This window comes from Pedobacter alluvionis (assembly GCF_003664035.1).
GTDB lineage: Bacteria > Bacteroidota > Bacteroidia > Sphingobacteriales > Sphingobacteriaceae > Pedobacter > Pedobacter alluvionis.
Genome location: NZ_RCCK01000011.1, coordinates 140490 through 161674, shown reverse-complemented (window position 1 = coordinate 161674; position 21185 = coordinate 140490). Strand labels below are relative to the sequence as shown.

17 protein-coding genes are annotated in these 21185 nt (G+C 39.0%); 2 read left to right on the top strand and 15 right to left on the bottom strand.

Going from position 1 to position 21185, the window contains the following annotated elements; genetic code table 11:
* Positions 1-5: 5 nt before the first annotated feature.
* The 13 genes from BCL90_RS08460 to BCL90_RS08400 all read right to left on the bottom strand — a co-directional run bounded on the left by BCL90_RS08460 (position 6) and on the right by BCL90_RS08400 (position 15652).
* A complete protein-coding gene (locus BCL90_RS08460) occupies positions 6-896 on the bottom strand; it encodes a hydroxypyruvate isomerase family protein (protein WP_121284564.1) in 891 nt (296 codons plus the stop codon).
* A gap of 1 nt (position 897) precedes the next feature.
* A complete protein-coding gene (locus BCL90_RS08455; RefSeq protein WP_121283600.1) occupies positions 898-2136 on the bottom strand; it encodes a nucleoside permease in 1239 nt (412 codons plus the stop codon).
* A gap of 153 nt (positions 2137-2289) precedes the next feature.
* Positions 2290-2970 carry a 3-keto-disaccharide hydrolase gene (locus BCL90_RS08450; protein WP_121283599.1) on the bottom strand — a complete coding sequence of 227 codons (681 nt, stop codon included), beginning with the start codon at positions 2968-2970 and terminating at the stop codon, positions 2290-2292.
* Between the two features lie 51 nt (positions 2971-3021).
* Positions 3022-4479, bottom strand: a complete 1458-nt coding sequence (locus BCL90_RS08445) for a Gfo/Idh/MocA family protein (protein WP_121283598.1) — start codon at positions 4477-4479, stop codon at positions 3022-3024.
* 32 nt (positions 4480-4511) lie between these two features.
* The gene (locus BCL90_RS08440; RefSeq protein ID WP_121283597.1) at positions 4512-4898 is read right to left on the bottom strand and encodes a c-type cytochrome; all 387 of its coding nucleotides are present in this window, start codon (positions 4896-4898) and stop codon (positions 4512-4514) included.
* 94 nt (positions 4899-4992) lie between these two features.
* Complete coding sequence (locus BCL90_RS08435; RefSeq protein ID WP_121283596.1) at positions 4993-6045, bottom strand: sugar phosphate isomerase/epimerase family protein; 1053 nt, start codon at positions 6043-6045, stop codon at positions 4993-4995.
* Between the two features lie 9 nt (positions 6046-6054).
* Entirely contained in the window at positions 6055-7212 is a 1158-nt protein-coding gene (locus BCL90_RS08430; protein WP_121283595.1) for a Gfo/Idh/MocA family protein, read from the bottom strand.
* Positions 7213-7296: 84 nt separating this feature from the next.
* Entirely contained in the window at positions 7297-8997 is a 1701-nt protein-coding gene (locus tag BCL90_RS08425; protein WP_208529798.1) for a GMC oxidoreductase, read from the bottom strand.
* Positions 8998-9022: 25 nt separating this feature from the next.
* Positions 9023-9607 carry a gluconate 2-dehydrogenase subunit 3 family protein gene (locus BCL90_RS08420; protein WP_121283593.1) on the bottom strand — a complete coding sequence of 195 codons (585 nt, stop codon included), beginning with the start codon at positions 9605-9607 and terminating at the stop codon, positions 9023-9025.
* A 277-nt stretch (positions 9608-9884) separates the two neighbouring features.
* On the bottom strand, positions 9885-10790 hold the full coding sequence (locus BCL90_RS08415) for a sugar phosphate isomerase/epimerase family protein (RefSeq protein ID WP_121283592.1): 906 nt from the start codon (positions 10788-10790) through the stop codon (positions 9885-9887).
* Between the two features lie 47 nt (positions 10791-10837).
* A complete protein-coding gene (locus BCL90_RS08410) occupies positions 10838-13768 on the bottom strand; it encodes a TonB-dependent receptor domain-containing protein (RefSeq protein WP_121283591.1) in 2931 nt (976 codons plus the stop codon).
* Between the two features lie 195 nt (positions 13769-13963).
* On the bottom strand, positions 13964-14986 hold the full coding sequence (locus BCL90_RS08405) for a FecR family protein (protein WP_121283590.1): 1023 nt from the start codon (positions 14984-14986) through the stop codon (positions 13964-13966).
* A 105-nt stretch (positions 14987-15091) separates the two neighbouring features.
* On the bottom strand, positions 15092-15652 hold the full coding sequence (locus BCL90_RS08400; protein ID WP_121283589.1) for an RNA polymerase sigma-70 factor: 561 nt from the start codon (positions 15650-15652) through the stop codon (positions 15092-15094).
* A gap of 294 nt (positions 15653-15946) precedes the next feature.
* On the opposite strand from BCL90_RS08400, the gene BCL90_RS08395 reads away from it, so the two are divergent.
* Together BCL90_RS08395 and BCL90_RS08390 are read left to right on the top strand one after the other, a co-directional pair.
* Positions 15947-16891, top strand: a complete 945-nt coding sequence (locus BCL90_RS08395) for an NAD-dependent epimerase/dehydratase family protein (RefSeq protein ID WP_121283588.1) — start codon at positions 15947-15949, stop codon at positions 16889-16891.
* Positions 16892-16992: 101 nt separating this feature from the next.
* Positions 16993-17721, top strand: a complete 729-nt coding sequence (locus BCL90_RS08390) for a YebC/PmpR family DNA-binding transcriptional regulator (RefSeq protein ID WP_029274031.1) — start codon at positions 16993-16995, stop codon at positions 17719-17721.
* 110 nt (positions 17722-17831) lie between these two features.
* Here BCL90_RS08390 and BCL90_RS08385 read toward each other — a convergent pair whose 3' ends face one another.
* Together BCL90_RS08385 and bglX are read right to left on the bottom strand one after the other, a co-directional pair.
* The gene (locus tag BCL90_RS08385; RefSeq protein ID WP_121283587.1) at positions 17832-18614 is read right to left on the bottom strand and encodes a carboxylesterase family protein; all 783 of its coding nucleotides are present in this window, start codon (positions 18612-18614) and stop codon (positions 17832-17834) included.
* A 204-nt stretch (positions 18615-18818) separates the two neighbouring features.
* Positions 18819-21116, bottom strand: coding sequence for a beta-glucosidase BglX (gene bglX, locus BCL90_RS08380; protein WP_121283586.1), 2298 nt, complete (start codon positions 21114-21116; stop codon positions 18819-18821).
* Positions 21117-21185 lie beyond the last annotated feature (69 nt).

Here is a 21185-nt window from a genome sequence, read left to right as displayed (position 1 = left end):
TATTTTTAAATGTCGCAAATTGAGATCGCCTTTTTTAAGGAGGCCATTTTATCAGCATTTTTGGGTATAAATTCTTGTGCAACGAAACCTTTAAAGCCGGTTTCGGCAATGGCTTTCATTATGGCAGGGTAATACAGTTCCTGTGTATCATCAATTTCGTTTCTGCCCGGAACACCAGCAGTGTGGTAGTGGGCAATGTACTGATGGTAATCTCTGATGTTCCTGATCACATCACCCTCATCAATCTGCATATGGTAAATATCATATAACAACTTGAAGTTTTCAGATCCTAAGCGTTTGCAAAGTTCAGCTCCCCATGATGTTCTATCGCATTGGTAATCTTTATGGTTAACCTTGCTGTTTAACAACTCCATTACCAATACCACATTGTGCTTTTCGGCCAATGGGATTAACTGTTTTAATCCTTTAACGCAATTGTTCCAGCCTGTTTCGTCATCTTTGCCACGACGGTTTCCACTAAAGCAAATCAGGTTTTTATAACCAGCTTCTGCAACAAGCGGAATCATTGCGGTATAATTTTGAATTAATTTTTCGTGGAATTTTTCGTCGTTAAAACCATCTACCAGATTAATTTCGGCACCATTGCACATGGTCGATTCTAAACCGTGTTTTTTTAAGGTAGGCCAATCTTGCGGACCCACCAGATCAATCCCTTTAATACCTATTTTTTTTGCCTCAATGCAAAGTGCTTCTACATCAAAACTACTAAAACACCAGCGACATACGGCATGGTTGATATTTCCTTTTAGCCTAAGTGGCTCGTTTGATTCTGGTTTGTCCATTGCTAATGCTGAAAATCCTGAAGAAACACCAATTGCAGCAGTTCCTGCGATGATGTTCTTTAAAGCATTTCTTCTATTTACGTTTGATGCCATGTTAAACTGCTTTAGCTTCTGTTTCAGATTTAGTTTTATCATTGAACAGTAAGGCGAATAATAAGAAAACTGCAGCTGCAATTCCTGCTGGTATAATCCAAACCATTTTCCAATCGGTTACCTCTCCGGTTTTATACATATCTGTAATTAATCCCGCAACCCTAAAGCCGATCAACATACCTACGCCATAAGTTGCTAGGGTAATAATACCCTGCGCTGCGCTTTTAAATTTTTCTCCCGCTTTTGAGTTGGTATAAATCTGACCGGAAACAAAAAAGAAATCGTAGCAAACGCCATGTAGCGCAATTCCTATAATCAGCATAAAGCTTAAGTTGCCAGCATTACCATAAGCAAACAGTACATAACGTACCGCCCATGCCAGCATACCGACTATAATTGTTTTCTTAAAGCCGTATTTTGAAAAGAAAACAGGAATAGCTAATAAAAATAATGCTTCAGAAACCTGACCAATGGCCATTTTACCTGTTGGATTGGAAACTTTGATATCAGCCAGGAAAAGGCCTGCATTTTGATAATAAAAGGCTAATGGGATACAGATCAGGATAGAAGAAATAAAGAAAACAGCAAAGTTTTTATCTTTTAATAATTTCAATGCGTCCAATCCTAAAATGTCGCGTAGTTTTATTTTTTCATCTTTGGCAACCTTTGGAGGAGTTGCAGGCAAAGTAAAACTAAATAATCCCAATACCAAAGAGGCGATGCCAGCCATTAAAAAGGTACTTTTCAATAATCCTGCCTGAATTCCTTCCGGAGAATCCCAATGGAAGGCAAAACTGATCAATAAACCAGCGATTATCCAGCCGATTGTACCGAATACCCTGATGTTTGCGAATTCTTTTTCGGCATCTTTCATTTGGTTAAAAGAAACCGAATTTACCAATGCAAGGGTTGGCATGAACAAAATCATGTAAGCTAAAACGTAAGGGTAGAAAACACTTACATCAGGCGCACTATACATCTGGTACATTAAAATAGCACCAATGATATGCAGAACACCTAAAATTCTTTCAGCGTTAAAATACCTGTCGGCGATAAGGCCAATTATAAATGGAGCAATAATAGCGCCCCAGGATTGTGTTGAAAATACGGAACCAATTTCGGAATTGGTTGCCTTTAGGTTATTGTTTAAGAAAGCTCCTAAAGTTACAAACCATGCGCCCCAGATAAAAAATTCAAGGAACATCATGGCAGAAAGTTTAAAGCGAGTAGTGCTATTCATTTGGCTAGTAATTATGTAAAATGGTTAAGGTAAGAGGGATGATGGAAACGTATCCCAGTAACTCATCTTACAATTTTATAATATTTTAACTGGATTTAGTAAGAGGGATTTTGTCATTCACATTATACATTTCCTCTCTTACATTTTCCATTTTTATAGTTCTTTTATAGAGATGTTTTTGTACCAAACTTCATCTCCGTGATCTTGCAGGGCAATTTTACCGGTTTTAAAGGTTCCCCAGTTTTCCCATGTTGCAAATTTACTGCCTGCAACAATTTTTTTCCAGTTATCATCCCAAAGGGTGGTTTTTACTACTTCAACACCATTTAAAATTAAAGTTAATTTACCCTTTTTGCTAATGATCTCTGCTTTGTTCCATTCGCCAACTGCTTTAACCGGTTCTGATGAACTTTTTACCAGGTCGTACAAATCACCAGCACGGTGTTTAGTAATTTTTCCATCCGGGTGGCCATCGTTATCAATAACCTGCATTTCTAAACCTGTAGAATAGGTAGCATGGTATTTAGGTTCTTCATGAACATAAAAAATCAGACCGCTATTTGCTTTTGGAGCCACTTTCCATTCATATTTTAAATGGAAGTCGCCATATTCTTTGTCTGTAACTAAATCGCCACCGCCATCAGCGCCTTTTTTAGCTAAATCTAAGTGCAATGCACCATCCTGAACTTGCCAACCACTACCAACAGTAGTTTTGTTGTAGGTATGCCAGCCTGTTGTAGTTTTACCATCGAACAGTGGTTTAAAGCCTTTTTGTGCTTTTGATATTTGCGTAACTGCTAATATGATAAAAGCAGAAAGAAAGATTTTTTTCATTTTTTTTGAATAAAACCTCGCAGGTTTTTTTACCTGCGAGGTTTGTGATAATTAAAGAGTTAAATTGTTCCAGCCTTTACGGTATTCGCGTTTTACAAACTGGTTGGCTTCATCAAAATTGGTCACTTTCATGTTATCATTATCCCATAACATTTTGGTGTACCTGCCTGGATAAGTAATCTTATCATTTACCGTTTTTTGGATATCGAAACTTCTGATTGCCAGGTTGGCCATCAATAAAGCTTCTGTTAACGGACCTGCAATTTCAAAAGGCGAGCTCACTTCCTGTTTGCCATAACCGGCAATTGCTGCTTCAACCCACTGTTTGTAGTGCCCGTTTGCACCATCTGGTACGCGTGCATATTTTGGTGCAACTTTAATGTCTTTGTTTTTACTTAAAGGCAATAATTTTGGATTCGCACTATACGTTTCCGACATCATTTTACCTTTTGTTCCAATAAACAGGGTACCGTTACCGCCATCACCAAAAGTTTCGTTTGCTTCTAATTCTTCCGGGCGTTCTGGCTGGATACCACCATCCATCCAATGTAAAGTAACATCACCTTTGGTTTTATTCGTTTTCGGGAATTTTAAGGTAACATGACTTGATGGAGGACAGCTTTCAGGGAAATAACCGCGCTTAAATTCATCAACATAAACAGAACCCACACTTGCTTCAACTTCTTTAGCATATTTTAAATTTAATACACTAAACGGAGCTTCAATTAAGTGGCAACCCATATCGCCCAAAGCACCGGTTCCGTAATCCCACCAGCCACGCCAGTTAAATGGAACCAATTTATCAACATAATCCTTTTCAGGAGCCGTTCCCAGCCATAAATTCCAGTCTAATTCTTTAGGGATTTCTGCTTTTTTGCTCGGCCAGGGAATACCTTGAGGCCAAACCGGGCGGTTAGTCCAGGCATAAACCGTATGTACGTCGCCGATTAAACCAGCTTCGTACCATTCTTTCATCTGGCGCGGACCGTCGTTTGATGCGCCTTGATTACCCATTTGGGTAACCACTTTATATTTTTTTGCAGCTGCGGTTAGAATCCGCGCTTCATAAATATCGTGTGTTAAAGGTTTTTGAACGTAAACATGTTTGCCCAACTGCATTGCTGCTAAAGCCTGGATGGCATGGTTATGGTCTGGAGTAGAAACAGAGACAGCGTCGAAGTTTTTATGTTCTTTATCCAACATCTCGCGCCAATCTTTATAATATTTTGCTTTAGGGAAAGCTTTTACACTATTGGCTGCACGGCGATCGTCTACATCACACAGAAAAGCGATATCTGCTTTTCCACTTTTGTAAAACATATCTAAATCGCTTTGACCTTTTCCGCCAACACCAATGCCGGCAACTAATAAGCGATCGCTCGGTGCTAAATAACCTGTTCCGCCCAAAACATGGCGTGGAACGATCATAAAGGCTGCTGCAGCGATTGCTGAAGTTTTAATAAAATCACGACGGTTACTCGTGTTTTTATTTTCTTGCTCTGTTTTCATATTTAGTAAATCGATTTGCTAACGGAATTCGACTATTTTTTCTTTAAAGATAAAATATACTTTACCATTAATTTTGCGTCGTCTTTTTTAAGAGTAGCATGAGCGGTCATTGGCATATTGCCCCAAACCCCGGTTCCACCTTTAATAATCTTATCCGCTAACATATTGATGTTTTTTTCTGTAGCAGGATATTTTTTTGCGATCTCTACGTAAGCAGGGCCAATAATTTTGTTGGTCTTGTTGTGGCAACCTAGACAATCTGATTTATTGATCAGTTTTTCACCTGGATTTGATTGAAAAGTAGCATGATTTGTTGTTGTTGCCGTTGCAACCACGGTTTTCTCTTTCGCTAAATCGGCTTTTGAAAACGACGCCATAAAAATGACTACAGCGCCTAAAATTAAAAATGTTTTTTTCATGTTGTGTGTGTTTTATTGCATTCAAATTTGCATAGGCGTTAATATTTTATTCGTTGTTGCCTATGCAGGTTTCGTGTTGTGTGTGTTGTTATTCTTATAATCCTAATATTCTTTTATTGAAAGCGCTGTCACTACCTGATGCCGCAAAATCATCAAATGCTTTATCAGTTACGTTAATGATATTTTTTTTGATAAACTCTGCGCCTTCGCGGGCACCATCTTGCTGGTTTTTAATACAGCATTCCCATTCCATAACGGCCCAACCTTTAAAATCATATTGGGCTAATTTACTAAAAATGGTTTTAAAATCAACTTGTCCATCACCAGGTGAGCGGTAACGTCCGGCTCGGTTTGCCCAACTCTGGTATCCACCAAAAGTACCTTGTTTGCCTGTAGGGTTAAATTCTGCATCTTTTACATGGAAGGCTTTGATGCGTTCGTGGTAAAAATCGATGTATTGAATGTAATCCAATTGTTGCAACACAAAGTGAGATGGATCATACAATAAGCATGCCCGAGGATGATTATTTACCGCAGCGAGGAACATTTCATAAGTTTCGCCATCAAATAAATCTTCTCCAGGGTGTATTTCGTAGCAAACATCAACCCCACATTGGTCAAATTCGTTTAAGATCGGTGTCCAGCGTTTTGCCAATTCAGCGAAACCTTCTTCAACCAATCCAGCCGGACGTTGTGGCCAAGGGTGGAAATACTGCCACAATAATGAACCGCTAAAAGTAGCATGTGCATTTAAGCCCAGATTTTGTGATGCTTTGGCAGCATATTTCATCTGCTGTACTGCCCATTCTGTCCTGGCTTTTGGATTTTTGTGTACTTCTTTTGGTGCAAAAGCATCAAACAAGTCATCGTAAGCAGGGTGAACTGCCACCAATTGTCCTTGTAAGTGTGTAGAAAGTTCAGTAATTTCTAAACCATAAGTTGCAATTTTGCCTTTTAATTCATCAGCATAGGTTTTGCTTTCTGCCGCTTGTTTAAGATCAATAAAACGAGCATCAAGTGTTGGCATCTGGATGCCTTTGAATCCTAAATCTGCAGCCCATTTGCAAATGCTGTCAAGTGAATTGAACGGAGCTTCGTCGCTTATAAATTGTGCTAAAAATACTGCTGGTCCTTTTATCGTTGTCATGCCGGGTTATTATATTTTATAGTCGAACCATTTTTGATCTGATTGGCCTGAAGCCACCACATTTTCGATAAATGCCATTCCTCTGACTCCATCTGAAGTGCCAGGGAAATCAAGCATTTCTGCTGTAGGTTGTTCATTATTTAATTTTGCATTTACAGTAAGTGCAAAGTTTTTATAAATGTTGGCAAATGCTTCTAAATAACCTTCAGGGTGACCGCCTGGAGTACGGGTATTGTGTTTCGCAAAACTACCCATATAGCCGTTACCTGTTCTGTAAATCTGGGCAGGCGCATTTAACCACCTTACAATTAGTGTATTTGGTTCCATCTGGTGCCATTCTAAGCCACCTTTTTCACCATAAACCCTGATTTTTAGTGCATTTTCCTCGCCAGCAGCAATTTGTGAGGCCACCAATACGCCGTTAGCTCCATTATCAAACTTCAACAATACGTTACCGTCATCATCAATGGCTCTTCCAGGCACTACAATATTTAAATCAGCACAAATTTTAGTGATTTTTAATCCCGAAATGTATTCGGCAAGGTGCGCTGCATGTGTACCTATATCGCCCATGCAACCGCTTTTTCCGGTTTTAGATGGGTCGGTACGCCAGGCTGCTTGTGCATTGCCTTCGCGCTCAGAAAGTGTACTTAACCAACCCTGAGGGTATTCTACAATAATTTTACGGATGGCACCCAATTCGCCTTCGTTTACCATTTGTTTGGCCTGCTTAACCATCGGATATCCAGAGTAAGTATGTGTTAAACAAAGAGTTAGTCCGGTTTCTTCTACTTTAGCCTGCAGCTGTTTAGCTTCTTCTAAAGTCAAAGTCATCGGTTTTTCAATCACGACGTTAAAGCCTTTATCCAGGGCCATCATTGCAGGAGCAAAGTGGGCAAAGTTTGGAGTAACAATGGTCACAAAATCAATTCTTTCGTCTGCTGGCAATTCACTTTCTTTGGTCAGCATTTCTTCGTAATTAGTGTAGATCCTGTTATCGGGAAGAAAAAGTATTTTTCCAGATTCGTATCCAATTTCAGGATTTACACTTAAAGCTCCGGCAGATAATTCGATCAGGCCGTCCATATTGGCAGCTAAACGGTGTACGGCACCGATAAAGGCGTCTTTTCCGCCGCCTATCATGCCCATTCTTAATTTTCTTTTCATTTTTCAGGTATGGGGTAAAGGCTAAAGGTTTAAGGCATAGAGACACTAAGTCCTACACCTTAAACCTTTTTACCTTAAACCTTTCTAGATATTCTTTTTCTTTAATTCTTTTACTGCATAATCTGCAGCGCGCGCAGTTAATGCCATAAATGTTAATGAAGGATTTTGGCACGCAATTGATGGCATACAAGATCCGTCAGTTACGAAAACGTTATTTACTTCGTGCATCTGGTTCCATTTGTTCAATACCGAAGTTTTTGGATCGTTACCCATCCTCGCTGTTCCCTGTTCATGAATAGCCATACCTGGATAACAGCCACCGTCGTAGGTTTTAACATTTTTCATACCTGATGCTTCTAACATTTCAGCCGCATCATTCATCATATCCACACGCATCTTTTTCTCGTTTTCCTTGTATTCGCAATCAATGGCCAATACAGGTTGACCCCATTTATCTTTTTTGGTTTTATCTATATAAACCCTGTTTTCGTAGTAAGGCAACATTTCTCCAAAACCACCTAAGCCCATGGTCCACTTACCTGGTTTGGTCATTTTTTCTTTAAGTCCTGAACCAAATGAAAGTTCTGCAACATCATCTTGCCAGTTTGATCGGCTTGCACCACCCTGATAACCGAAACCACGTAGGTAATCACGTTTGTCGTTACCAACATTCTGATATCTAGGTACATAAATCCCGTTTGCACGGCGTCCATAGGTGTATTTATCATCAAAACCTTCCGCTTCTCCAGATGCTCCGCAACGGAAATGATGATCCATTAGGTTATGACCTAACTGACCACTTCCATTACCTAATCCATTTGGATGGGCTTCGGATGTTGAGTTTAACAGCACGAATGTAGAACCTAATGTAGAACCGTTAACAAAAACGATTTTTGCATAAAATTCCATTGTTTTATTAGTTTCGGCATCGATTACCATTACACCTTTTGCCTTTTTGGTATCTTTATCGTAAATGATATGATTTACGATGGAGTATGGTCTAACCGTTAATCTTTTTGTTGCCATTGCCGCAGGTAGGGTAGAAGACTGCGTACTGAAATATGCACCAAAGGGACAACCACGGCTACATAAATTTCTATACTGGCAATTGCCACGGCCTTTGTGCGGAACAGTAAGATTGGCAACCCGGCCAATCATGATGATACGTTCTTTTTTATAATGTTCTTCAACGCGGGCCTTTACCGATTTTTCGACAATGTTTAAATCCATTGGGGGTAAGAACTCGCCATCCGGGCAGGTAGGCCAGTTTTCTTTAGAACCACTGATGCCAGCAAATCGTTCTGCATAATCGTACCAGGGAGAAAGTTCGGCGTACCGGATTGGCCAGTCATTTCCGTGACCATCTTTTTTGTTATCCTCAAAGTTATGATCGCTAAAACGGTAACTCTGGCGGCCCCACATTAACGATTTTCCACCAACGTGGAAACCGCGGTACCAATCGAAACGTTTATCTTCGGTATAAGGGCATTCTAGGTCGTTTACCCACCATTTTTCGTTTGCTTCCTGGTAAGGGTAATCTCTTTTTTGTACCGGGTGGGTACGTTTTTGCTCTTCGGTAAGTTTACCGGCATGTTTAAAATCCCATGGATTTTTCATTGCCGTTTCGTAACCGGTGATGTGCTCGATGTTCATTCCCCTTTCGAGCATCAATACGCGCAATCCCTTCTCAGTAAGTTCTTTTGCAGCCCAGCCGCCACTAATCCCCGATCCTATCACGATAGCATCGTAAGTATTTTCTGCTTTTAAATTGGTATTTAAATTCATGATGTTTTGTAGTTGTTGTTAGAAATTAGGTTGCCCAGGATCTTTGTCCAGGTTTTAAAGGCGCATTGCCATCATATCGGCCCGGAATAAGGACATATTCCCTCGCTTTGGTACAACCAATTTCTGAAGAATAGTAACCGAGTAAGGTTAAATCTCTTGCAGTGATAAAAAAGTAAGCTAAATCTTTGTTCTCTTCTGATTTGCCATCTTTTTGTGCAAGTGCGATTGCTCTCAAATCGATCATTAACTTTTTGCGGTCTGCTGGTGTTAAAGTGACATAGCTTTTTCCGAAATCTTTCATTGATTTTGCCTGAAGATCTTTAAAGCCTTGTGCAAAGGAGGTTTGCATGGTGGCAGGGTAACAATCTTTCATCATCATTGGAATAAACTTACCTAAACCTGCGGCTTTGGCACCTGCAGATGATTTGGTTGTCGGAACAATAACATCAGCAAATTCTGCAAAGATCTTTTCGTCTTCAAGTGAATAGCTTACGAAGTTTTTTTCATTTTCGGGGAGTGTAAAACTTTCAAATAACACGCCCATTGTACTTGCTGAGATTGCTCCTCCCAGCAAAAATGCAACGTTTTTGAGTGCTTCTCTTCTGTGCATCGTCTTTATGATTTTATATTTTGGTTATTTATGTGTTCAATTAGTAATATTAGAAAAAATATAGCGTAAACAATAAATTTTTAAGTTAAATTATCAGTTGGCAATAGGATTGTTACTGTGTAGAATTATTCCAAATAATAATATTTTTGCAGCTTATTTGCTGTTTAAACCATGTTTTTATCTCAAATTTACTTGGTGTAAAAAATACATTTAGTATAGGCTTACATATTATTTACTAATATATTCAAAAACATAGATTTTTAAGGATAAAATTGGACTAAAGCAGATTTTTTTTAATGTAATTATAACTTTCAGTAATGCTCTCGTAGGGTTCCTTTTTAATGATGTCCTGTTCAGTAAAAATATAATCTACACCAGCCAATTTTGATGCGGCAAAAATGCTTTTGAAATCGATCCTGCCAGACCCCACTTCTACGAAAACGGCTTTATCTGCTTTGTCCATATCCTTAACATGAAACATTTTATAACGGCCCGGATTTTTCTTGAACATATCAACCGGGTTTAAACCTGCATTTACTGCCCAAAAGATATCGAGTTCAAAACCTACCATATTGGCGTCGGTTTCTGTAAGCAAGGTTTCGTAACCTGTAACCCCATTTCCCTGATCTTTAAATTCGAAGTTATGGTTGTGGTAGGCCAATTTTAAGCCTGATTTTTGGCAAAGTTCGGCTGCCTGGTTAAATTTTGCAGCCATGCGTTTATAATCGTCCAATGTTCCATTGGCCCTGATATCGGTCGGTAAGGCAGGGATAACAAAATATTTCTGGTTAACAGTGGCTGCGGTTTCGATGTGCGATTTTAATACTTTATCGTCGCCAGAGGATAAAAACTCCGTTACGTTATAATGTCCGCTGGGAGAGGAGAGGCCGTTGGCTTTTAATAATGCATTGAAATCTTTGGCTTCCAGTCCCCAGAACCCTTTTACTTCATATTTACCCGGATAGCCGTAATAGGTTTCAACTTGCTTATAGCCGATTTTAGCTACCTGTTCAATAGTGGCCTTTACATCTGCCGTTAATTGTTCGCGTAGGGTGAAAAGACCAATTCCGATTTTTGAAACCTTCGCTGATTGTGCTAAAGCTGTTGTAATAACGGATGGACTTAAAAAAGCTGCTGCCCCGGCAAAGCTTACTTTTTGTAAAAATGATCTTCTTGTTGTCATGATGTTTTAGAATAAAAAAACCGGAGCTTGAACTCCGGTTTTATTTGTTAGAATGAATAAGCTAATGATCCCCAGAAGGTACGTTGAAGTAAAGTTCTGCCAATCATTAATTGACCAGGGGTTACGGTTGAGAAATCTCTGAACTGATCTCCACGAACATCGCCCTCTGTCAGCACTTTTGCATTTAACAGGTTGTCTGCCCAGAATCTTATTGAAATCTTTTTAGTAAAGTTATAACCTGCACCAGCTTTCATTACCACATAGGATGGAAGTTCGTAACTGCCACTAGGGGAGGTAAAGCGACTGCCAACATAATTAGCTGCTATGTACAGGTTAAAGTTTTTATAGTCATAGTTGGCACCAAGTTCAGTATTGAGTACAGGAACACGTTCGGTTCTATTGCCTGTGAAACTGTAAATTCTGTTTCCAAATTCTGCCGCAACAGCAGCGTTGCCACTTGTGTTTGCTTCGTAATCGGTGTATTTAGAGTCTTGCAGTGTTCCGGTTAAACGCAAGCTTAGTGGCTTGCCAATTTTGTACGAAACTTCATATTCGGCACTCCAGGTACGTGTAGACCCAAAGGCTACCAATGCCTGTAAACCCGAGGCAACTGTTGGAACATTAATCGTTAACGATGTGTTTTTAATTGCAGAATAACTTCCTGATGCAAAAATAGCCAGGTTGTTTTTGGCATATTTAAAACCTACTTCACCCAAATAAACCGGACGTTTTTTAATGTTTGCTGCGTTATAGGCGGATGCATTATAATCGCCAATGTTTGGTGCATTGTAAGCTTTTGTAGCCCTTGCAAAAATGCTTGAAGTGGTGTTTATTTTGTAGTTTGCACCTACTGAAGCTGCCCAATTGGTTAAGGTTTCGTTATAGTGTGTGTAGCCTAAAATTGTAGGGGTTGCACTCGCAGTCGTATTTACTGATCCATCTGCATTTTGTGCATAATAAGGTCGGTCGCCTTTAACATTCTGATTGTCAATTCTGGCACCAATATCTAAACGCCATTTTTCGGATATTGTAATCTCGTCTCCTGCATAAACTGAAAGGGTTCTGGTATCACCAATAAAAGTGTTTTTAGTTTGGATCGTGCGCTCTGCTGCTGTTGGCGATTGTAATAAAATGCTTGGGTGTTCTTTAAATTCAGTAAGTGAACGGAAAGCATAACGTAAATCATCCCGGTTATACTGGTGGATACCCAATCCAATGCTAAGACTGTGGTTTTTTATTTTCTTTCTTAAATCCAGATAATCAACAATCTGAACATCGCTATTAATTTGTCCTTGTGCATTAGAGGTAATTACGTAATCTCCCGCTACGAAAGGAGCTACTGAACCGCCAGGGTAATAATAAGGTGTTGCTGCTGTTCTAGCTACAATTCCTGCAGGGGCAGTATAGGTAGAGTTGGTATGGGTATTTTGATAACGGAAATTGTTAACAATCTGCCAGCCATTATCTGTTAGGTAGTTGAATTGGAAACCTCCCGACCCTAATTTGGTATGGATTCCATCTGTTAAACTAAAATTATGGCTTCCTGCTGCCGGATCGTTATAACTCCATTCTGTTTGAGTTGGCGTAATTGATTGCGTTGCCATATTGTAATCGCGGTAAGTAGTTGGTCTTCCGGTACCATCGTAAGGGTAATAACTGGTTAGTAAGAACTGAACTTTATCATTCAGGTATTTACCATACACCCTGAAAAAGCCTTTATTGTTTTTGAAATTAAACGTCATGTTGCCTTTAATCTGTCCACCTTGGTTGGCCGGATTAAAGCCCTGATCTACCACACCATTATCGGTACGGTAAAAACCACCGATATTGTATTTGATCTGGTTGTTTATTTTTCCTCCGGTATTCCCATCAAAACGGTATAAGCCTTGTGAAAAACCTGTGGTAAATTTAAACTGGCCATATTGTTTATCGGCGCCCACGTAACTGATGTTGTTTACTACAGCACCTGGCGTATTGGCTTGAATAATTGAGGCATTTCCCCCTCTAATTGCTTCGATGTTCTGAATGGTTAAATCTGTTTTATAATACTGATCTATAGATGGGTTGGTATTGAAACCTGTAGGTAAAAGCGGTAAACCATCTTCTTGTATGCCTAAGAAAATATAACCGCCCTGTTGTGGAAAGCCCCTTACCCAAACGTTGCCTGGGCCATCGCCACCCGTACTTTCTACGGTTAAACCTGGTATGGCTTTTAATAAATCGGTGCTGTTTAATGGCGCCCTGTTGGTGATATCTTTATTACTCACTGAGGTTAAGGCCACACTGCTTTCTAATTTTTTCTTTGGATTACCACCGGTTACCATTACACTTTCCAATTGTAGATTATCTTCTGATAGGCTGATGCTCAGGTTTTCATCGGCATTGCCGGGAGACAGGTTAACTTCTTTAGATATGAAACCTACATATCTCACCACCAATACGCGACTGTCAACAGTTAGGCCTTTTAAAGCAAAAGCACCATTTTCGTCGGTGGTGGTTCCGATTGATTTTCCTTTTACGGTAACCGAAACGCCTGGAATAGGATTACCTTTGCTATCGGTTACTTTTCCGGTTACAATGCCTTCGAAAGCTTTTAAAAGTTCGAGGTTGTTATTGGCGGGAATAGAATAGAGCAAAATCTGATCTTTAACTATCCTATATCCCACGTCATAACGTTTTAGCGAATTCTCAAGAAAGTATTTAAGCTTTTGATTGACCACATTAATAGAAACTTTACGGTTGGAGTTTATTAATTGCGGACTGTAAACAAATTTAACATTGGCTAAGTGTTCTGTTTTTTCAATAATGGTTTTAATATCTGTTTGATCGGCTTTGATCGAAATTGATTTATTCAGAAAATCCTGGGCGTCGACATTTTTGGCAAAAGCACCACAAGTAAAAATTATTATTGCAAGTATTTGGTAAATCGAAACTCTCATTGCATATATCGCCAGCGAAATAAGTTGATTTTTTTTCATAAATTTGGTTATTGTTCATTAAATGATTGGATTTATTGGACATAGAAATACCATGAATACATTTCTGATGTATTTAACTCGCCGGCAATGCCCCACATTGTCGGCTTTGTTTTTTAGAAAAATATTATGGAAAATGGAGCCGCGGCTATGGGCTGTTGGTGTTGTGGTTTTTCTTCATCATGTTTATATATTTGGTTAGTTTTTATTGGAAACCACAATGCTGGTTCCCTGGATGTAATATTTGCTTGAAATGGTTCCGCAGATCAGGTCGAGCTGCTCATATAGCCCTTTTTTGCTTAAATCTCCGGTAAAAGTATAGGCCGAAATCTGCTCATTGTCAGATTTTATCTCTATCCCATAAGCTGCAGATAAGGTTTTGAAAATTTCTTTAATGCTTTCTTCTTTAAAATTGTAGCTTAAACTTGTGGGTATGTTATAGGCTTCTGCCAACGGAATAGGCTTGTTTACTAATGTTTTATTCAATTTATGGTGGGCAAAAATGCCCTTTTGGTTTGGTGTTAGCAGAATTGGTTTAGCCAGTTTTTCTTTATAGAAAGTGAAGAGTGAGCTTTTCTGATTTTCGGCTACCTGAACTTTTCCTGTTCTTACCGCAACCTGAGCCGGAAGTTTATCTGTTGATGATTTTACCCAGAAGCTGGTACCCAAAACACGAATAACCAATTTTTGATTGTACACATAAAACGGGCGCTTAGGATTTTTACTTACCGAGAAAAATGCACTTCCTTTTAAATAAACCGTTCTTTTGTTAGCTGCAAAAACCTTCGGATAAATAATGTTCGCCTGTGGTTTAAGTGTTACTGTACTTTCATCACTGAGTGATACCACCAGGCTGCTATCACTCTCATTCGTTTTGCTGATTAAGTTTAAGCCTTCATTTTCATCGATAAAAGATTGCTCAGCGTGGTTGTAACTGCTTAAATATAAACCGGCAATAAAAAACGCAATGATAATAGATGCTGCAATAGCAAATTTTGGCCAAAGCCTTTTAACCTTAAGCGCTGATGTAGGTTTGCTTTCAATGTTATTGATGTTAAGCCAGGTATTCACCTGCATTTCTTCGAGTGCAGGTGAGGATAAATCTTTAAAATTCTGGTTATTTAAGTTATGATACCATTTGTCTACCCAAAGCTTTTCAGCTTCAGTACAATTTCCGTTTTCATAACGGCTTAGTAAATCGTAAAATGATTTCTGGTTCATAAAAAAGATATTTGGCCTTATATTATACAAGTAACACAACTGCAGCTAAACCCTAAAGCTGTGCGTGATAAAAATGAAAATAAACTTTAAAAGTCTGATAATCAGTTATAAAAAGATATAAAAATTTTTGATGTATTCTTTTATCCTCTTAATAGATTGGGTGATATGGTATTCTACCGTCTTTTCGGAGATGTTTAAACCAGTAGAAATATCTTTGGTAGATTGGTGTTGATAACGGCTCATTCTGAAGATCTCCTGTGTTTTTTCGGGTAGCGAATTAATGCCTTTTTCGATAATGGAAGAAAGATCATGAAGATCGACCAGATTCGCGGTATCCTGATGGTTTTCTGAATAGGTCAGGGTTTGGTACTCCATGTATTTATTCTGCATCACCAGGCTCCTGATGTGGTTGATTACACTTAACTTCAATGCACCGAACAAATAGGCCTGGAGATTACTGATCTGTGCTTCCTGCCGTTTTTCCCAAAGAGAGATGAAGATATTCTGTACCAGTTCTTCAGCGATTACCTTATCGCCTGTTTTTTTGTAGGCTGCTAATAATAGCTCATTACTATAGGTGAAATATATTTTTTCGTAAGCCTGCTTATCGCCCAGCTTTAGGCGATTCATTAAATCTTTAGATTTTTCAGGCTCTGGGTGAGTCATTTATTATTTGGTTATTCGATAAGCGTGTAGTAAATGTATAAAATAATGTTGAAAGTTTCAGTCGGTAGTTCACAGGTTTCAGTTGTCAGTTTACAGTTCACAATTTAACAATTAATCCATGCTCAACGTTTTTCAGTTGGCAATTTGCAGTTAACAATTTAGCAATCCAACAGTTAATAAACCTGGTCTGCAATTAACCAGTTCAAACAATTAACCGATTAACCCCTTCTTATCTATAAATATTTTATTGCCTTTTATCTCATTTTTTTACCTTTGCTCAATCTCAAAAAAAATATGCACGAAAAAATTGTTGTTTTAGGCTCTAACGGGCAAATTGGTACCGAGTTGGTAACCATGTTACGTAAAATATATGGTGATGATCATGTTGTTGCGTGCGATATACGCAGGCCGGATTATGATATCAAAAACTCTGCACCGTTTGAATTTGTGAATGTACTGGATAAAGAAATGATCAATGGCATTTTCCATAAGTACAGACCAACACAGGTTTACCTCTTAGCAGCTTTATTATCAGCTACAGGTGAGCAAAATCCAAAGCTGGCATGGGATTTAAATATGAACGGTTTATTGAATGTTTTAGATTTAGCTTTAGAATATAAAACAGCAAAAGTATATTGGCCGAGTTCTATTGCGGTATTTGGACCAAATTCGCCAAAAGATAATACTTCACAATATTGTGTAATGGATCCAAACACCGTTTATGGAATCAGCAAGTTAGCAGGTGAGCGCTGGTGCGAATATTACAATCAAAAATATGGTTTGGATGTGCGTAGTATCCGTTATCCGGGATTAATTAGCTGGAAAGCTGCTCCGGGTGGTGGTACAACAGATTATGCGATCCACATTTTCCACGATGCATTGAAAAAGGGCAGTTACCAGAGTTTCTTAAATGCGGAAACAGAATTACCTATGATGTATATGGATGATGCTATCCGCGGAACAATTGAACTGATGGATGCACCTGCAGATCAGATTTCGGTGCGTAGCAGTTATAATTTTGGTGGGGTAAGTTTTACGCCAGAGGTTTTGGCAGCAGAAATCAGAAAACATATTCCGGATTTTACGCTAACTTACAGCGCTAACGATCCCCGTCAGCAAATTGCAAATAGCTGGCCACGTTCTATTGATGATAATTACGCAGCAAAAGACTGGGGATGGAAACCAGAGTTCGATTTATCGAAACTGACAACTGACATGTTAAATAATTTAAAAAAATAAGTAGAGAGGTTGAAGGTGTAGGGTATAAGGCATAAGGTTTAACACATCGCCTTGATACTCGATTCTCCATACTCGATACTAAAATACTTCATACTCAAAAAATGGGAAGAGCATTCGAATTTAGAAAAGAGAGAAAATTTAAGCGTTGGGCCAAAATGGCGGTTCAGTTTACGCGTATTGGTAAAGATATCGTAATGGCGGTTAAGGAATCTGGACCTCATCCGGAAACCAATTCCCGTTTACGTACAGCAATGCAAAATGCAAAAGCGGTAAACATGCCTAAAGATAGGGTAGAGGCAGCAATTAAGCGTGCATCTGATAAATCGATGGCCAATTACGAGGAAATTGTATACGAAGGTTATGCGCCACATGGTGTTGCCGTTTTAATTGAAACAGCTACCGACAATACCAATCGTACCGTAGCAAACGTTCGTAGTTATTTTAACAAAACTGACGGCTCTTTGGGCAAAACCGGATCATTAGACTTTGTTTTTAACCGCAAATCTGTTTTCCGATTTGTACCTGCTGAAGGTTTAGACCTAGAAGAATTAGAATTCGAACTAATTGATGCTGGTTTAGAAGAACTTTATGTTGAGGCTGATGAAGAAGGGAATGATATTGCGGTAGCACAGGGTGCATTTGAAAACTTCGGTTCTTTACAAAAAGCTTTAGAAGAGAAAGGCATCGAGTTAAAAAGTTCAAAATTAGAGCGCATTGCTTTATCTCACCATGAGGTAACAGAAGAGCAGGCTGCTGATGTATTAAAATTGATTGATAAATTAGAGGAAGATGATGATGTGCAGGCGGTTTACCACAATATGGCTGAGTAATATCAATTAGAATATGTACAGAAAAGGTCCCGGTTTTATATCGGGACCTTTTTTGGTTTTGTGGTGTTTAGACCTCGCAGGTTTTTAAAACCTGCGAGGTTTAATTTAACCTACTTTCTCTTATGTGAAAACAACCAGGGCAATAATTCCGGTTCGGCAAAGGCACTGTCCCAGCTGTTGTGGTTTGCGTTAGGGTAAAGCGTAAATTTCACCTCGTCGCCAACCGTTTTTAAACGTTCAGCAATGGCAATTGAGAATGCCGGATCAACAATGTCATCTTTAGCACCATGAAAGATCCACAATGGTGTTTTCTGGTATTTTTTAATGTTATTGGTATTATCGCCACCACAAATGGCGATGGCTGCGGCAAATTTACGACGTTCTCTCCTTAACAGCTCGTACGTACCCATTGCACCCATTGATAAGCCTCCAACATAAACCTGGTTTTTATTTACAAAAGGTTTTTTTAGAAAATCTTTAACCATTCCCTGCAGCGCATGCATTACTTTGGTGGGTTTACCGCCTTCAACAAAACTGATTTTTCTTTTACCTTTGGCATCTTGACCAAAATTAGCATTGGCCCAAAAATCATTCTGTGGACATTGAGGAAAAACTACAATGGCGGGGAAGTTCTTGCGGACATCATTTTTTAAAAACAATTTACCACCGTGCACCAGTTGACTGGCATTATCGTTACCTCTTTCTCCACTTCCGTGCAAAATGAAAACGATAGGATATTTTTGTTCGGGATTAAAATTTTCCGGAAATAAAATCCTGTAGTATATAGAATCCTTTCCCTTAATAAAGCTTCCCCTGTCATATTTTTTTAAGTCCTGAGCGTTTAAAAAGAGTACAGAAAAAAGAAAGCAAATGGTTAGAATAATCTTTTTCATCTGTTTTATTTATTAATTAGTTATTTATTGTTTTGTCTGGTATTACTGAGCTCGCAAGTTCGATTTGTTTATTGTGGTGATGAAGTTCTCATCACTTGTTTTTATAGGGTGTGATTGGTAACTCATGATAATTTCATTCAACAAAAATAGAAAACCCTGGCTACTTTACAATAGCTCAGGGTTTATAACCAAACCTAATTGTCTTTATTTCAACGTAAAAGATGCTTCTTTTACATCGCGTGAATTTGTACCAATAAATACCTTGAAATCACCTGGTTCTGCAACGAATTTAAACGCAGAATTGTAAAATTTAAGGTCGTTCTCAGTTATATTGAAAGTAACGGTTTTACTTTCTCCGGCTTTTAAATTAATTTTTTGGAAACCTTTTAGTTCTTTAACCGGACGGGTTATACTTCCAACAAGATCCTGAATGTACAATTGAACAACTTCTTTGCCATCATATTTGCCTGTATTGCTTAAAGTAACCGATGCCGTGATCGATTTTCCTTTAGTTAAGGTATTTGAACTCAATTTAACATCGCTATAGCTAAATGTAGTATAACTTAAGCCAAAACCGAATGGATATAAAGGATCGTTGCTTACATCTAAATAATTGGAACGGAATTTTTCGAACCATTTACCCTCTGCCAACGGTCGGCCAGTGTTTTTATGTGCATAATATAATGGTACCTGACCTACATTTTGAGGGAAGGTTGCACTCAGTTTACCCGATGGATTAACATCGCCAAAAAGTACATCAGCAATTGCATTTCCTGCTTCACTACCTGGGAACCATACATTTAAAATTGCAGGGATATTTTGCTGTTCCCAATTCAATGCCAATGGACGGCCTGTAAACAGTACCAATACTACTGGTTTACCTGTTTTAGCCAAAGCTTTTAAAAGGTTTTTCTGTGTTTCAGGAATCTGGATGTCGGTTACACTACTACTTTCGCCAGTAAATTCAGAACCTTCGCCAATAGTAGCCACAATAACGTCTGATTTTTTCGCCACTTCTAAAGCTTCTTTAATCATTTCAGCTTCGGTACGTGGATCACGTTTGTATGTTGGGTTGTGGATGTTTACATAACGCTGCTCCATAGCAGAATCTGCCAGGAAATTGGCACCGCGAGCGGTTAATATTTTTGCATCATTTCCCAAGGCATTTTTTAAACCTTGAAGTACTGTTACCGACTTGTCAAAAAGGGCAGCAACACTCCAGGTGCCGTACATATTGGCTGTATTATCTGCCAACGGGCCGATTAAGCCAATAGTACCTGATTTTTTTAATGGAAGCAGGTTGTTGTTATTTTTCAACAGCACAAAACTTTCTGTTGCAACTTCGCGTGCCACCTGGCGGTTAGCCGGACTAAAAACCTCTTTTTCTGCTCTTTCCGCATTACAAAATTTATAAGGATCGGTAAATAAACCCAATTTGTATTTTGCCTGAAGTACTAATCTACAGGCCCTGTCGATCTGAGCAATACCTACTTTTTTCTCAGCTAAAGATTTTTTTAAAGTACTCAAAAAACCTTCACCCACCATATCCATATCAACTCCTGCATTTAAAGCCAGGGCAGAAACAGTTTGTAAATCGCCCATGCCATGCGCAATCATTTCTGGAATACCGGTATAATCGGTTACCACAAAGCCTTTAAAGCCCCATTGGTTACGCAAAACATCCGTCATCAACCATTTGCTTCCTGTAGCTGGAATGCCATCAACTTCGTTAAAAGAAGCCATAATGCTGGCTGCTCCTGCATCAACAGCGGCTTTGTATGGCGGGAAATATTCGTTGTACATACGTACTTTGCTCATGTCGGTTGTATTGTAGTCTCTACCTGCTTCAGCTGCTCCGTAAAGTGCATAATGTTTTACACAGGCTAAAATTTCGTTATTGGCTTGGAGTTTTCCCTGATAGCCTTTTACCATTGCTGCGGCAATTTGCGAGCCTAAATAAGCATCTTCTCCGCTGCCTTCAGAAATGCGGCCCCAGCGTGGATCTCTCGAAATGTCGACCATAGGAGAGAATGTCCAGTTGATACCACTTGCACTCGCTTCTATGGCAGCTATACGGGCTGATTTTTGCACGGTTGCCATATCCCAGATACAGCTAACGCCTAAAGGAATTGGGAAAACGGTATTGTATCCATGGATAACATCCATTCCGAAAAGCAATGGAATTTTCATACGGCTGTTTTCCACCGCTATTTTTTGAACCGCTTTGATCTTATCTACTCCTTTAATGTTGAATAAACCACCAACTTGTCCGGCTTTAATTTTTTTAGAAATGTCGCTGCTGTTGGCCTGTCCCGTTGTAATATCGCCAGAACTTGGCAAATTCAGCTGGCCAATTTTTTCATCAACAGTCATTTTCGCCATCAGGTTGCTGATGAAGGTGTTCATCTTTGCCTCTTCTGCAGAAACAGGCTTTTTGGTCTGTGCCGATCCGTTCAGTACAAACAGGGTTAAAAAAACAACCAGGATATTCGCTCTCTTCATTATATATGTGTTTTATTCTTTATTAATCAACTTTTAGCTGGCGCTCGTTTCCAGCGAGAGCCTAATTAG

Bases quoted from the DNA above. Each gene is read 5' to 3' on its own strand.
- BCL90_RS08425 (WP_208529798.1), bottom strand. From the start codon at position 8,997: ATGAATTTAAATACCAATTTAAAAGCAGAAAATACTTACGATGCTATC.
- BCL90_RS08400 (WP_121283589.1), bottom strand. From the start codon at position 15,652: ATGACTCACCCAGAGCCTGAAAAATCTAAAGATTTAATGAATCGCCTA.
- bglX (WP_121283586.1), bottom strand. From the start codon at position 21,116: ATGAAGAGAGCGAATATCCTGGTTGTTTTTTTAACCCTGTTTGTACTG.
- BCL90_RS08455 (WP_121283600.1), bottom strand. From the start codon at position 2,136: ATGAATAGCACTACTCGCTTTAAACTTTCTGCCATGATGTTCCTTGAA.
- BCL90_RS08415 (WP_121283592.1), bottom strand. From the start codon at position 10,790: ATGACAACAAGAAGATCATTTTTACAAAAAGTAAGCTTTGCCGGGGCA.
- BCL90_RS08410 (WP_121283591.1), bottom strand. From the start codon at position 13,768: ATGAAAAAAAATCAACTTATTTCGCTGGCGATATATGCAATGAGAGTT.
- BCL90_RS08385 (WP_121283587.1), bottom strand. From the start codon at position 18,614: ATGAAAAAGATTATTCTAACCATTTGCTTTCTTTTTTCTGTACTCTTT.
- BCL90_RS08390 (WP_029274031.1), top strand. From the start codon at position 16,993: ATGGGAAGAGCATTCGAATTTAGAAAAGAGAGAAAATTTAAGCGTTGG.
- BCL90_RS08405 (WP_121283590.1), bottom strand. From the start codon at position 14,986: ATGAACCAGAAATCATTTTACGATTTACTAAGCCGTTATGAAAACGGA.
- BCL90_RS08460 (WP_121284564.1), bottom strand. From the start codon at position 896: ATGGCATCAAACGTAAATAGAAGAAATGCTTTAAAGAACATCATCGCA.
- BCL90_RS08420 (WP_121283593.1), bottom strand. From the start codon at position 9,607: ATGCACAGAAGAGAAGCACTCAAAAACGTTGCATTTTTGCTGGGAGGA.
- BCL90_RS08445 (WP_121283598.1), bottom strand. From the start codon at position 4,479: ATGAAAACAGAGCAAGAAAATAAAAACACGAGTAACCGTCGTGATTTT.
- BCL90_RS08440 (WP_121283597.1), bottom strand. From the start codon at position 4,898: ATGAAAAAAACATTTTTAATTTTAGGCGCTGTAGTCATTTTTATGGCG.
- BCL90_RS08450 (WP_121283599.1), bottom strand. From the start codon at position 2,970: ATGAAAAAAATCTTTCTTTCTGCTTTTATCATATTAGCAGTTACGCAA.
- BCL90_RS08430 (WP_121283595.1), bottom strand. From the start codon at position 7,212: ATGAAAAGAAAATTAAGAATGGGCATGATAGGCGGCGGAAAAGACGCC.
- BCL90_RS08395 (WP_121283588.1), top strand. From the start codon at position 15,947: ATGCACGAAAAAATTGTTGTTTTAGGCTCTAACGGGCAAATTGGTACC.
- BCL90_RS08435 (WP_121283596.1), bottom strand. From the start codon at position 6,045: ATGACAACGATAAAAGGACCAGCAGTATTTTTAGCACAATTTATAAGC.